General features: G+C 63.2%; 8 protein-coding genes. 2 read left to right on the plus strand and 6 right to left on the minus strand.

The window, feature by feature from the left end; translation table 11 throughout:
• Positions 1-27: 27 nt before the first annotated feature.
• Complete coding sequence (locus IRI77_RS17555) at positions 28-528, plus strand: hypothetical protein (protein WP_194453333.1); 501 nt, start codon at positions 28-30, stop codon at positions 526-528.
• 2 nt (positions 529-530) lie between these two features.
• Here the strand turns inward: IRI77_RS17555 and IRI77_RS17560 are convergent, their stop codons facing one another.
• Positions 531-1,619 carry an SGNH/GDSL hydrolase family protein gene (locus IRI77_RS17560; RefSeq protein WP_194453334.1) on the minus strand — a complete coding sequence of 363 codons (1,089 nt, stop codon included), beginning with the start codon at positions 1,617-1,619 and terminating at the stop codon, positions 531-533.
• A gap of 18 nt (positions 1,620-1,637) precedes the next feature.
• On the opposite strand from IRI77_RS17560, the gene IRI77_RS17565 reads away from it, so the two are divergent.
• Entirely contained in the window at positions 1,638-2,735 is a 1,098-nt protein-coding gene (locus IRI77_RS17565; protein ID WP_194453335.1) for a winged helix DNA-binding domain-containing protein, read from the plus strand.
• Here IRI77_RS17565 and IRI77_RS17570 read toward each other — a convergent pair.
• The 5 genes from IRI77_RS17570 to IRI77_RS17590 form a co-directional block, all read right to left on the minus strand.
• Positions 2,732-3,928 carry a hypothetical protein gene (locus IRI77_RS17570; protein ID WP_194453336.1) on the minus strand — a complete coding sequence of 399 codons (1,197 nt, stop codon included), beginning with the start codon at positions 3,926-3,928 and terminating at the stop codon, positions 2,732-2,734. The two genes, IRI77_RS17565 and IRI77_RS17570, sit on opposite strands and share 4 nt — an antisense overlap.
• Positions 3,929-3,932: 4 nt before the next feature.
• Entirely contained in the window at positions 3,933-5,045 is a 1,113-nt protein-coding gene (locus IRI77_RS17575) for a hypothetical protein (RefSeq protein ID WP_194453337.1), read from the minus strand.
• A 61-nt stretch (positions 5,046-5,106) separates the two neighbouring features.
• The gene (locus IRI77_RS17580; protein WP_228486789.1) at positions 5,107-6,777 is read right to left on the minus strand and encodes a CRTAC1 family protein; all 1,671 of its coding nucleotides are present in this window, start codon (positions 6,775-6,777) and stop codon (positions 5,107-5,109) included.
• Positions 6,774-10,226 (minus strand): FG-GAP-like repeat-containing protein, encoded by a 3,453-nt coding sequence (locus IRI77_RS17585; RefSeq protein WP_194453338.1) that lies wholly within the window; start codon positions 10,224-10,226, stop codon positions 6,774-6,776. The genes IRI77_RS17580 and IRI77_RS17585 overlap by 4 nt, the downstream gene beginning before the upstream one ends.
• A 151-nt stretch (positions 10,227-10,377) precedes the next feature.
• Positions 10,378-13,839: a TonB-dependent receptor gene (locus tag IRI77_RS17590; RefSeq protein ID WP_194453339.1), complete on the minus strand. Its 3,462-nt coding sequence runs from the start codon at positions 13,837-13,839 to the stop codon at positions 10,378-10,380.
• Positions 13,840-14,118: the final 279 nt, after the last annotated feature.

Consider the following 14,118-nt stretch of genomic DNA (forward strand, 5'->3'; position numbering starts at 1 on the left):
GAGGCCGATCCCGGCTAACATAGCCATATGTCTCGCCGACGTACTCTCTGTCTCCTGGCCGCTTTTGCGCTGGCCACCCCTGCACTGCCCGCCGCCGAGGGCGACTCCCTCGAAGCCACTGTCCAGGCCGTGTACGCCGTCATCTCCGGACCGGCCGGCACGCGCGACTGGGCGAAGTTCCGCTCGCTGTTCACGGCGGGCGCGCGGCTGATTCCCGTTCGGCACACCGCCGAGGGCAATACGCCTCGCGTGATGACGCCCGATGATTACGTGCAAATGGCCGGCGCCAACTTCGAGAAGGCCGGCTTCTTTGAAACCGAAGTCAGCCGCAAGGTGGAGCGCTATGGCTCCATCGCGCATGTCTTCAGCACCTACGAGTCGCGGCGCGCACCCGATGAAAAGCCCTTCGCGCGCGGCATCAACAGCTTCCAGTTGGTCTTCGACGGCAAGGACTGGAAGGTGATGACGATCCTCTGGGACTCCGAGCGGCCCGAGGCGCCGATCCCGGACAAGTACCTCACCAGGTAGCCCTATTTCAGGATCTTCTTTAGCGCCTTCTGGAACTCCGCCGCCTGGCGCGTGAAGCCGAGGTCGGTCGGGTGCGAGCCGTCGATGGTCGCTTCGCCGTCGCTGCCCAGCAGGTCGTCCGCCTTGAGATAGTGCAGGTGCGGGATCTTCTCCTTCTGCATTTTGGCGTACTCTTCCCGCATGGCGGCGTGGTTCGATTCATTGCGCTCGCGCCGCGAGGCGTTCAGGAAATTGTCCGCGTAGTTGCGGTCTTCCACCAGCAGGATGGGCGTGTCGGGATGGGCCTCGCGCAGGACCTTCACGCACGGGATGGCATTCGAGTGGACCTCTTTGGCCGTGAGGTTCGGCAGGCAGTCGAGCACGAACACGGCCGGATCCAGCTCCGCCACGAACTTCGCGACTTCGGGCTCCATCTTGCCGTTGCCGGAGAAGCCCAGGTTGATCACTTCCCGATCGAAGAGGCGGCCCAACATCGAGACGTGCGTCATGCCGGCGCGCGATGCGGAGAAGCCGTGCGTGATCGACGTCCCGTAGAACACGATCGGCTTGCGGCCCGCCGGCCGGGCGGGTCCGGTCTCCATCGAACTCCCCTTGGGCACGCCGATCTCGACGGAGGTGACCGGGTTGTGCATCGGCAGGTACACCATGTACTCGCGCGGACCGGCCGGCAGGCCGCTGGCCAGCGCGTCGGTGTTTTCCGGAAACTTCGTCGGACGCCCGATGCCGAGCCAGTGCCAGCGTCCGGCGTCGTTCTTCGCGTACAGGTCCAGGCCGCTGCAGGCCACCGGGGTGCTGTTTGGCGTCGTGAGAGTCTTGTTGGTCAGGGTCCAGCGCGCATGAATCGCCGTGGCGTTCGTGATGAAGCGGACCAGGACGCCGGCTGAGTCGCGGCTGAGATCCCAGACCACGGGCCGCACTACACCCTCAGCGCGTCCGGGCAGACGGTCGTAGGGCGCCTTCACGTCCTGAAAGCCCAACCCCTCCACCCTCAGCTTTTTGGCATCGTGCCATTCCAGCTCCGGAGCGGCGGCCGGAGCCTGCGCCAGCAACGGCGACGAACCCAGCAGCAGCGTAAATCGGCGTCGATCCATTCCGCGATCCTCCATGCAGTGAATCCCCATCATATCCGGCTGCCCGGCTCGTTATCCTGGCAGTCAGTGACGCACCATGAGATCGCGCTGCTGCGCCTCCACAACCAATCGCTTTGGACCCAGCAGGACACGCAGCCGGCCGGCCTGCTGGGGCGCCTGGCCGCGGTGCAGGCGCAGGAGTTCGCCTACGCCAAATGGTCCATCGGACAGCGCACCAGCGGAGCCACGCACGAGGGCATTCAACGCGCCTATGTGGAAGGGTCCATCCTCCGCACGCACGTGCTGCGGCCCACGTGGCACTTTGTGCATCCGTCCGACATCGGCTGGCTGCTCGATCTCACTGCCCCGCGCATCCGCATCCTGAACGGCTTTACCCAGCGCGAGCACGGCATCGAGGAAGCGATGTTGCGGCGGAGCAACGCAGTGCTCGCCAAAGTGCTCGCAGGCGGCCATCACCTTACCCGCACAGAACTCGCCTCCAAACTGGCCGCCGCCCGCCTGCCATCCACAGGCGTCCCGCTGGCGTATCTGGTCATGCATGCCGAACTGGGCAAGCTGATCTGCAGCGGAGCCATGCGCGGCAAACAGCATACGTACGCACTGATGGAGGAACGGGTGCCGGCCGCCCCGGCATTGATCCGCGACGAAGCCCTGGCCGAACTCGCCCGCCGCTACTTCGCCACCCGCGGCCCCGCTACTATCCGCGATTTTGCGACCTGGTCGAGCCTGACCCTTGCCGAGGCCCGCCGCGGCCTGCAGGCCGTGCAACATGGCTTGGAACGCCTCCATGCCGATGGCCGGGAGTACTGGCTGGCGCCGGCGGATCCGCGCCCGGCCGTGAAATCGCCACGCATCGATCTCGTTCAGTGCTACGACGAGTACATCATGTCGTATAGCGAGAGCCGGGATGTGTTGGGCTTCGGCGCGCTCGACCGGCCGCAGTTCGTCCATTTCATCATGCTGGACGGCCTCAGGATCGGGCGCTGGAGACATCAACTCGGCAAGGGAGGAGCCGAGGTGCAGACCAGCCTCGATCGCCCATTGAACGCCCGGGAGGCTGCAGCGCTGCAGTCAGCGATTCGCCGTTACCAGCGCTTCCACGGCGGAGACAGCTAGGCCGGACCGGTGAGCCAACCGGTGATCCACGCCGTCAGCGCTTGGCCCGCCAGGCTTTCAGGAACGTTCAGCTTGCCCCTTGGATCCACGATCAGCAGGCGGTCCAGATCCTCCATGGCAAATATCGACACGGTGTGGCCCTGATAGGCGGAGACTCGCTGCGCCGCCAGGTAGACGTACTGCGCGAGGAACGCCGCATCCGTCAACGACCCCGCGGGATCGTCCTGATCCGGAGTCGGGTTCGACCGGTTTTGGTCCTCAAACAGCACCACGCTGCTGAAGGGCTTCAGCTTCTGCCGCAGCCCGAAGCCGGCGAATAGCACCTGGGGTTGGGCCCGCCGCAGGGCCTCGGAAGCGGCCCACTGCACAAACGAATTATTGAATACCAGTGAGCCGTTCCCGCTCAGCAGGATGCCGCGCAGGAACTCGCGCAGCCTTGGGCTCTCGCCGGTTGCCGGGTCCAGCAGCTTGCGGAGGTCCATCCGCTTCAGCTCGTTCGTCGTCTGGTCGGCCGACTTGATGTCGCGGCTGATGCCGTTCAGGCGGTTCAGAAACTCCCGCCGCACCTTCTCCAGCGCGTCCCACGACAGGCTCGTCACGCCGCCCGCCTCTACTGAGAGCCGCTTCCCGCACTCGATCACCCAGGTGGTCTCATCGGCTTCCAGCCCCGCAGGCGCCTTCCTTTTGACGATGGCCGGTACCAGCGCCTCTTCCAGCTTGAGGAATGGCCGGTCGAGTTGTACCCAGCGGCCAAGTTCCGCCAGCTCCGGCCACAACGGATCTGACGGCTTGGGCAGGCCGGAGGGCAGGATCGAGACCACTAGCCTCGGCACGGGCTTCATCACACCTGAAGCCTGCACGGAGTCATCGATGTGCGCGAAGACCTTTTCCACCTGTTGCCGCCACTGCGGATAGAGCGGCGAGCGCGCCATCACGCCCACGTCGTGGATACTCAAGCCGGTGGAGCCCGGCTGCCACTTCGGCAGCTCCATGCGGTCTTCCACCTGCACGATCGCCGCGAACAGCGTCTTGAACTCGGCCGGCGGCAGCGCGGCCAGCCAATCCATCTGCGCTTTCAACTGCCGCTGCTCCGCCGGGAACAGCATCTCCCACTGATGCAACTGGTCGTTCAGCGCCGGGCCAAAGGTCCGTGGCAGCCGGGAGACCAGCTCTTTGTAGTCAGGAGCAGCCATGCCGTCAACCAACGATTTCCGGCAGGTGCGCACCCGCCGCCTTCACAGCCTCGAAGCCCATCCACGAACCCATCGACGGCGCGAAGTCGATCTGCCGCACTACGCGCTCCACCACCTGCGGCTTGCGGATCGCCGGGCCCAGCACCATGCTCCACGCCATGCGGCAGGTCTCGGTGTCGGTCCTGTGATTGAAGAAGCCGTTCGTGCTCGACCCGTCCGGATCGCGCCCGAATTCGTTCATGATGAGCAGCGTCGTATTCTCTTTCAGCTCGGGGCTGGCCTGGATGAACTGCCACAGCTTGTGGCACAGCATGTCCGACCGGCGGATCCCGCCCAGGTGCAGCGAGTAAGAGCCCGAATGCGCCACTTCAACATCGGAGAAGTTCATCATCAGCATCGCCGGAGCCAGCCGCTTCAACACTTCCATACCCACGGTGAGCGTGAGCTCATCGCCGCTGACAGGCGCCGTCGGCCCGTGAATAAAGCCCGCCAGCGCGTCGACGAAGGTCTTCTTCACTGCCGGATCCTGGAAGGTCGAGGTGGCGGGGACGCCCCAGCCGATGCGCTCGTAGTCCGTCTCGAGCACAGCCTTCATCTCCTGCAGTAACTGCTCGCGCTCCAGGGTCTTTCGGGAGCTCTGCCCCATGATGATGCGCTCCACCGCCTCGATGAGAAGCTGCTTTGCAAGGATGACGTTGATGCCGGGGCTGATGTTCGCCGTGAGTTGCTTGTTGCTGGTCACCACCCAGCAGTCGTTGGGATCGGCGGGCCGGCCTGCCTTCAGGTAGTGGAACATCGTCGGATGCGCCGGCTTCTCGGAACCCCAGTCGTCCACATGCTGCCAGACTCCGGTCAGGATGCTGGCGATGGAATTGAAGTGCGATGTCACGCCTTCGTTCACTGTGTACGGATAGAAGAGCGATTGAGGCAGCAGGTCGTTGAAGAGACGCGGGACATTGACGATGCCTTTTTCCGAGAAGCTCTCCTGCCGCCGGATGCCGCCGATGGTCACCAGCACCAGCCTCTTCGATCGGGCGTGAGCAGCCGCGGGCGCCGCCGCCAGGCGCTGCGCCACCGCCGCGATCAGTGTCTGAATCAGGGTTCGACGGTTCATCATCAGTGCTCCCTCCCTGTTGGTCCTCAGCTTACTGCCTTCTCCCGGCACGCACAATGGAGGCCTACTGCACGCCTTCCTTCACCTTCCAGACACGATCAGGACGGACATCCTTCCATTGCTGGACCAGGCCCGAGGGCCAGCGGATCTCCACGAGCGAAATAGCCGAATCCGCGCCGAGGCCGAAGTGGACCGGGCCCGCGCTCGACGAGGCATAGCCCGCGCTGGTCGACGCCTGCTGCCACTGCGTGCCTGCGGCCGTCACCATCCGGATGCGCGCGCCAATGCCGTCGCGGTTGCTCTTCGTCCCTTCCAGTTGGATCTCCAGCCAGTGCGCGGCCGCCGGACTCTCGTTCATCCAGACTTCCGGCGCCGCGCCCAGCGCCGACACCACCGTATCCAGGCGGCCGTCGCCGTTCAGGTCGCCGATGGCCGAGCCCCGGTGCCGCCGTGCGGAACCTGCCGCCAGGCCGGCTTCTGCCGTCAGCGCCGCAAACCGCATCTTGCCGAGATTGCGGAACACCGTATTGTGCTGCTCCACTGTGATCCGCGGAGCCGCCTGCAGCGACTGCACGTGCCCGCGCGTCACGAAGATGTCTTTCCAGCCGTCGTTGTCGAAGTCGCCGATCGTCGGCGAGTAACCCGCCATCGACAGGCTCAACGGCCCCATGCCGCTGGTGCGCGTCACATCCGTAAACTCGCCCTTGCCCGTGTTGCGGTAGAGCGGAAAAGTCTCGTCGTCCAGCGCCACCAGCACGATGTCGGGATAGCCGTCGTTGTCCAGGTCGTTGAAGTCGACACCCATGCCCGAGATGAAGTCTCCGCTGTCCACCAGCGCCACACCCGCCGAGAACGCGACCTCTTCGAACCGGCTGCTGCCCTTGTTATGGAACAGGCTGTTGTACACCTTGTCGTTGGCGACGAAGATGTCCATCAGGCCGTCCAGGTCGTAGTCGGCGATCGCAATGCCCATGCCCTTGCCGGGATGTGCCCTCAGCCCGGAGGAAGCGGATGCGTCCGTAAACGTCCCATCACCGTTGTTGAGATAAAGCTGGTTCGGCGAGCGCTTGTACATCTTTGGATGGCAATACTCGCGCCGGCCTTCGCCCGTGCACGCCGGTTCGGTGGCGAAGTCCCACACCAGGTAGTTGACCACCACCAGGTCCAGCCGCCCGTCATTGTTGACGTCGACCCACGCCCCTCCCACTGACCACAGCAGGCCAAACTCCTTGTCCGGCTGATTCAGGCCGGCCTTCGCGGTGACGTCCTGGAACGTGCCGTCTCCTTTGTTGCGGTACAGCGTATTCCTGTGGACCCCGCCGACAAAGAGATCGGGCCAGCCGTCGTTGTCGAAATCGCCCACCGCCACGCCGTTGTCGAAGCCCGTTCCGGCCAACTTCGCCTTCTCGGTGACATCGGTGAAATGCCCCTTGCCGTCGTTCGCCAACAGACGATTGGAGTACTTCGACGACGACTTCTTCAGTGTCTTGATGTCGGCGCCATTGGTGAGGAACAAGTCCAGGTCGCCATCGCGATCGTAGTCGAACAGGGCCACCCCGCCGGCCATGGTCTCGGGCGCATGGCGCTCCGGCGTCTCGCAACTCTCCAGCGGGAAGCCCGCCGTTTGCAGGGAGAAGCGGATGGGGCTCTCCGCGCTGTGCGCCGGCACGCCCAGCCAGACAGCCAGTGCCACACCTGCAAGCAACGTGAACATCGCCGGTGCCGCTGGTCTCATTGCCCCTCCAGGGACTTCAGCGCCCTCTGCGCCATGGCATTGCCGGGCTGCTTCGCCAACAGTTCGCGCATGACGCCGCGCGCGCTTTCGCGTTGCCCCAACTGCACATGGACTCGCGCCAGATTCAGATACAGCGTCTCGTTGTCCGGAGCCACCTGGATGCCATAGCGGAACGCCGCGATCGCGTCGTTCGGTTGCCCGATGTTCATGTAGAGCACACCCAGGTTGTTGATGGCCGAGGAGTCGTCGCGCCTGATCGAGATCGCCTTCTCAAACAGTTTGCGCGCCTCGTCGGTTTTGCCCTGTTTCGCCAGGAAGAGCCCCAGGCCGTTCGCTGCATCGACATTGTTCGGCTCCAGTTCCAGCAGGCGCCGGAAGAGCCGCTCAGCTTCGATTCCATGACCGGCCTCCTCTTGGGCGTGCGCCGCATTCAGCAGGACATACGGCAGCTCCGGGGCCAGCGCCAGAGCCTTCTCGTAGTACTTCAAGGCCTCGGGCCACCGCCCCGCCTGCGCCTCCACCCCGCCTAATTCGTTCCATCCTTCGGGCAGGCGGGGGTCCAGTTCGACGGCGCGCTGCAACACTCCGCGGGCGAGGTCGAAACGCTTCCCTTCCAGATGGATCCGGCCCACCGCCAGCAGCGCTTTGGGGTTGTCGGGCGTGCGCCGCAGCATCTCCTCGAGATAGGGCAGCGCCTGCTCGGGGTAGCCGGCTTGCAGCAGCGCTCCACCAAACTTGTAGTAGTCGCGTCTCGGCCGGCCGGTGTAGATCCCGGGGAACGGCAGTCCGCGCGGTTCCGGCAGCGGTCCGCCCAGCGACTGCAGGTCGGCCTTTAGCTCGCCGCCGTCTGGGGCCTCCGCATAGATCTTCCGGACCTTGCTTTCCCCATCGACCAGCAACCACAGCGGTGTTTCCAGTTCCACCCGGTGGTCGAACAGATAGCGCCGCAGAATCGAATAGGCAGCCGCCAGTTCCACCGGTGCCTGCCGCAAATCCAGGCGGTCCACCGGGCCATCGATGGAAGGCAACGTCTCTCCGGCATGCACAACCAGCAGGCCCGGACCGCGCCGCTTCTCGGGCAGGGGTACCGGCTCCCAGAACCAGGTGGAATGCAGCCGCGACACGTTGTCGGCCACCACCGCGGGTCCCTTTGGCCACGCCGATGGCTTGGCCAGCGGTTTGGCGGCAACCTGCGCCTGCCCCTCCACCACTTCATACAGGAATCCCGCCGCCAGCGGACCCAGGTCCTGCCTCTCGCCTGTCGGCCAGAGGACGGTCACCTTCTCAGCCTTTGACTTGTTCGACAGCCCGAAATGGAGCCGTTTCGTATGCTGTGACAAGTAGCCCGATCCGGCCGCGATCCACTTCACCTGCCCGTCCACTTCGACGCGCGCACCGATGGCATCACGATTCGACTTCGTCCCGCGCAAGGCAAGCACCAGCTTGTTCCGGTCCACGCCGCAGTCGTTCTGCAACACCCGCACCTGCGGCCCGCACCGGCTCTTCAGGACGATGTCGAGATTGCCGTCGCCGTCGATGTCGGTGAAGGCGAAGGCCCGGCTGTCTTCGGCCAGATCCAGGCCGCTGACACCGGAGAAGTTGTAATAGCGTCCGGCCCGCCGTGCGAAGAACATGTTCGGCTCCGGAGCCGCCCACGAGTAATCCTGCCGGATCAGTTGATTGATCGCGTTCCAGCCGTTCTCATACGCCGGAGCGGCCGTCTGGCGCACCGGCGACTTCGCCACCACCTGCCGGTAGAAGTAGCTCATCAGGTCAGTGGATCCGCCGTTGTTCACCATCCCGCACGCGACATACAACTCGGGCGAGCCATCGTTGTCGACGTCCGCCCCGTCGCACGACCACGACCACGGGCACATCTCAATCCCCTGCGCATCGCCCGTATACTCAAACCGCCCGTCTCCCAGGTTGCGGTACAGCGAGTTGCCTTTCACGTGGTGCCGGTAGGAGGACAGCAGCGCCGGATCCTTGCGCACCGGCCCGAAGGCCGCATCGTTGACAACACGTTGCCCGCAGGCGCTCCACATGTTCGACACCAGCAGATCGGGCCGGCCGTCGCCATCGTAGTCCAGCCACGCCGCGCTCATGCCCGGACCAAGATCGACGACGCCCGCCTCTTCGGCCACATCGCGGAACTGCCCTTCCACATTGCGGTAGAGGTTCTTCCGCCCGAAATCGTTCGTCACATACAGGTCCGGCCAGCCATCACCGTTGTAGTCGCACCACGTGGCCGCGAAGCTGAACCGGTTGTTGTTGTGGTTCATGCCGGTGGCGGCCGTCACGTCTTCGAAATAGCCGGGTTTCTCGTTCAGGCGATTCCGGAACAGGAAGTTGGGCGGACCATTCTGCGCATCGTGATAGGGCACCGGATAGCGGTATTGCGCCTCGCTCTGGTAGTAGACATAGCAGCAGAAGTAGAGGTCGAGCCGCCCGTCACGGTCGAAGTCGGCCGCCGCTACGCTCGTGAACGAGCCCTGGGGTTTCGTAGCGAATCGAAACACGTCCGGCGCGAGTTGGAACTTGCCGTGCCCGTCGTTCAGGAAGAGCAGCGGCTGGTTCGACCGGACTAGCACGAGATCCTGGCGGCCGCTGTTCCGCAGGTCCACGAAGAGCGCACAGGCGGTGTCGTCCAGCAGGTCAAGCCCGGCCGCGGCCGAAATATCCTTCAGTCTGCCGCCGTCCCATTTGTACAGGCGGTTGGGCAGTCCGCCCGGCTGGCAGATATAGATCTCGTCGAGCCCATCGCCGTCGATGTCGGCCACAGCGACGCCGTTCTCACCGTATACATCCAGCCCGCAGGCCGGATCCAGCCGCGCCCGCCAATAGGGCACTCCGCGCGCCAGTTGCTCGCGAAACGCTGGATCGTCTTCAAACGCATGCCCCGTCACATCGTGAAACCAGGGCTTTTCGCCGCGCACCAGCGTCTCTTCCAACGGCTCGAGCCGCGAGATTTCCGCCCCATCCCACTCGACGCGCCACGCGCCGGTACGGTGCTCCAGGCGGCCGTCGCGCAGGGCACGAATATCGAAACGGGCGATGTTGTCAGGCAGCGCGTAGAATCGCGCCGATCGAACTTCCCCTAACGAGGCCCGCCAGCGGGTCCAGCCCTCGGCGACGCCTTCCTCAGCCCCAAATGCTCCCCGGGAAACGCCCTCGGCCAGCGTCTCGTACGCACGAGGGGCGGGCGATCCTCCGCGGCAGTTCTTCGAGAAGGGGAGTGTTCCCTCACGCACGGCGCGTGACAGTTGGTGCTCCTGGTCCAGCGCCGCCTTCTCTCCCGTGAACTCGTCGGACCCGGCCTCCACAAACGAAAGCGCGGGCGCATACGGCGCCGCCAGCCGGAATTTCAGGGGGTACGGCGCGAAGGCGTGAGCCCGTTCGGTCAAGAGGCCGCCGGCCGCGAGACCCGCCAGGAATTGCCTGCGTTTCACGAGGCTCTGACCTTCGCTTTAGCCACCATGCTCTTTAGCTTCCCATTCATTCCGGCGCGATTGAATCCCTTCCCGCAAAAAGGCCCCACCCCGAAGGGTGAGGCCTTTCGTATCGTACACTCGCTCAGACTGTTCTCCCGATCCTGGGGGATCAGAATTGCAGCCGGAGAGCGAACTGCATGTGGCGTTCGGTGCCCGAATTGGTGCTGTTGATCACACCAAACGTCGAGTTCTGCCGGTTATTGTCCGGGATGCCGAACTGAGGCGTGTTGGCCACGTTCGTACCCTCGGCACGGAACTGCAGCTTGATCCGCTCTGTGAACGCGAAGTCCTTAAAGAGGGAGAAATCAAGCGTGCGGCCCGCGGGGCCGGTGTTGCTCTGCAGTCCAAGGTTGCCGCCCGTGAGGGAAGCCGGCGCCGTGACGGCAGCCGTGTTGAACCACTTATCCGGATTCCGTCCGCCGGTCGGTGCGGCCTGCGGATCCTGACCAGCGACCAGGTCAGGCATGCAGGAATTCCAGATGCCCTGGCAGCCATTCGACCGGAGGGTGAAAGGCTGGCCGGTGCGTAGCGTGAGGATGCCGTTGGCCTGCCAGTTGCCCACCAGAGCGTTGACTACCGTGTTCATGTGGGTGCCATACGTCTTGCCCTTGCCAAACGGAATTTCGTAGGTGAAGTTCGACACGAAGTTGTGCCGGATGTCCCACGCTGCCGTCGAGTAGCTGCTGGAATAGTTGCGGGGATCAAGAGTCCCGAAGCCGGTCGAACCGCTGAGGGTCGTGCCGGTGTTGGCCAGCGCGTGGCCGTAGGTGTAAGACGCCATCAACATGAGACCGTTCGAGTAACGCTTGTCGAACTTGGTCGTCATGCCGTGATAATCGCCGAAGCCGAACGAAGCGGTTCCGGAGATGCCACCGATATAGGGCGTGGGCCGAAGCGCCGTGCTGCAACCCTGCATCGTCGACGAAGTCGTACCGATGTTCGCGCAGGCGTTCCAGTCAGGCTGGAACAATTGATGCGCCTGGTGGTTGCCGACGTAGGCGATTTCCAGCGAGGACTGCCAGGGCAGCTGTCTCTGCACCGCGAAGTTCCACTTGTGGACCAGCGAATTGCGGAAGTTCACTGCAACGCCGCGGAACGAAACCGGGGCATTCAGGGAGAACACGTTGCTCGGGAAGCCGCCGGCGAGGCCGTTCGTGAAGAACGGGTTCACGTCGAAGATGGCCGAGGTGGGACGGGCCAGATCGGTGGATTGGTTGAAGGGGACGGACTCACCGCGATTCGGATTGCCGCCCTGATTCTCTTCACCACCGTAGAAGGCGCCGTAACCCAGGCGGATCACGGTGTTGTCACGCCAGTTGTAGGCAAGACCGATACGCGGGGCGAAGTTGGTCTTGTCCCACGGGATCATGTACTTGTCCACTTCGCCGCGCGAAACTTTGACGTTCGGGAAGGCCGTCGGGAAGTTCGGAGGCAGCGGTGCGTCCTGGTCCTTGCCCTTCGGGATGAACAGAGTCAGATTGTCGTAGACGAAATTGGACTGGCGGGCGAACTTCTCGCCGATGGGCGAGAACAACTCGTAGCGCATGCCGATGTTCAACGTCAACTTGGGAGTCAGCTTCCAGTCGTCCTGGAAATAGAACGCCCAGGCAACCTTCTCGGAGGAGATGAAGTTGTTTGTCGAAACACGGCCATTGTTGATGTTTCCGAGCAGGAACGACGCATAGTCGTCGCCAGTCAGCGTATTCAACGCGCCCTGTGTGCCGGTAGCCGAAGGATATGCCGTCTCGTTCCGGTTGAAGTTCATTTCGCCGTGCGGGTAAGGCACCTGGAAGAACGGGAACTTGATGGGGCGGTACTCGGCGCCGAACTTGTAGGAGTGGTGGCCCTTCATGATCGACACGTTCTGGATGAAGTCCCAAACGTTCGAATATTCCTTGGAAGGCAGCCAGTCGTTCGCGCCAATCTGCGTGTAGCCAGTCGAGAACTGCATCTGCGGCAGGCCGCCGTTCAGGGCCGTCATCGGATTATAACCGCCGATGCCGAATTCCTTGAACAGGTCCTTGTCCGGATTCGCACCAACGCGCGAGGTGACCAGGCGGCTGAAGCCGACACGGGTCTCGGACACGATGGAAGGATTCCATACACGCGTGTAGCTCAACTGAGCGTTGCGGCTCAGGTCCTCTTCCGTGACGGCGTTGAACGGGGTGCCGTCCAGCGCGCCGGGAAGAAACGGCTCGTTGAATTTGTTGGTATTCTGCCAGCTCAACGATCCGAACAGCGAGTCCTTGTCGCTCAGGCGGTAGTCGACGCGGCCGTCACCCTGATCGGTGTTCTGCCGGCCGGCCGTGGAAGCGAAGTAGTCGTTGAACGGGGTCACGCCGGCTTTGACGGGCTGGTTCTCGTTGGGAAACAGACCCATCAGTTTCGCAGCCGCCGGGTCAAAACGGCTCGACGGAATCATGTTCCCGGTAAACGGGGTCCTGATCAGCTGTCCGTTCACCGTCGCATTCGATTTTGGATCGAAGATCTGGTTCGCGACAATGTTGTTTCCGTTTGCGTCCGTGCCTACCGACGATCCCAGCAGTTTGGAAAAATCGCCCTGCCGCATTGCTGCCGTCGGGATCGTATAGAAACCGCCGTAGCCCAGATTCTGGATGCTGCCGCCGGAGGAGGTGATGCGAGTGCCCTGATAGTCGCCAAAGATGAATAGCTTGTTTTTGATGATGGGAGCACCGATCGCCGCACCGTACTGGTTCTGCTTGAACGGGCCACGCGGCTTGCCGGCTTTGTTGTATTCCCAGCGATTCGCGTTGATCTTGTCGTTCTGCAGGATTTCGAACAACACGCCGTGCACTTCGTTCGTGCCCGACTTCAGATTGACGTTGACCACGCCGCCGGCGCCGCGTCCGTACTCGGCGTTGTAGCCGTTTGTCAGCACGCGCATTTCGCCGATCGCTTCCACGGAAGGTCCGACCACAAAAGCGGTCTGGTTCAGGAAGTCGATCACGTTGACGTTGTTGTCAACACCGTTCAGCAGGAAGTTGTTCTGCCCGTTCGAACGCACGCCGTTGGCGGAAAAGCCGCCGCCGACAGCATCACGTGCGCCACCTTCGGCAGGGACAACACCCGGTGACAATCTGGCCAGAAACGAGAACGTCCGCTGGCCGCCGAGAGGCAGCTCGCTGACGGCTCTTCTACCCAGGTCGGCGCCCAACGTCGTGGTCTCCGTCTGAAGCAGAGGCGCCTGGGCCGATACTTCCACCGATTCGGAGACGTTGCCGACAGGGAGCGACATCGGCACGGCAACACGGTCACCGCCCACCAGAACGACGTTCTGCTGCGCAACTCGCCGGAAGCCGGTCGCTTCCGCTGTGACTGTATAGTTGCCGGGTTTCAAGGCGGGTCTTGCGAACTCGCCTGATGAGTTGGTTGTCAGATCGTAAGTGAGCCCTGTGGCCTCTTCTTTGATCGTGACTTTGGCATTGGGAATCACCCCACCCTGGGGGTCTGTCACCGTACCAGCGATTGTTCCTAGATCGCGCTGTGCCATCAGGCAGAACGCGAAGAGCAATCCGACGATGAGCAGTCGCGTGACTCTCACATGGAGCATAGACTACCTCACTTCTTGACCCCTGTCGGGGCCAATTCTCGAACCCCTGTTGCTTCGAACAACAACCAGACCACCGGAAGCCATCCCGCAAATGCGAACCGTGCTCTTCGGCACAGCTATCGGGGACGGAATGTAAACGCTTCCGCCGGTTTCGATTCTCAATCAGCTTAATGACAGTCCGATACTGAGTCAAGCGCTTTCATTAGTCTTTTTGCACTAGGTCAGAGTACGCCACAGGACGTACAAGGCTCCGCATACCGGCCTGTTCTGGCTTGCGGC

The sequence above is a fragment of the Paludibaculum fermentans genome (genome assembly GCF_015277775.1).
Classification (GTDB): domain Bacteria; phylum Acidobacteriota; class Terriglobia; order Bryobacterales; family Bryobacteraceae; genus Paludibaculum; species Paludibaculum fermentans.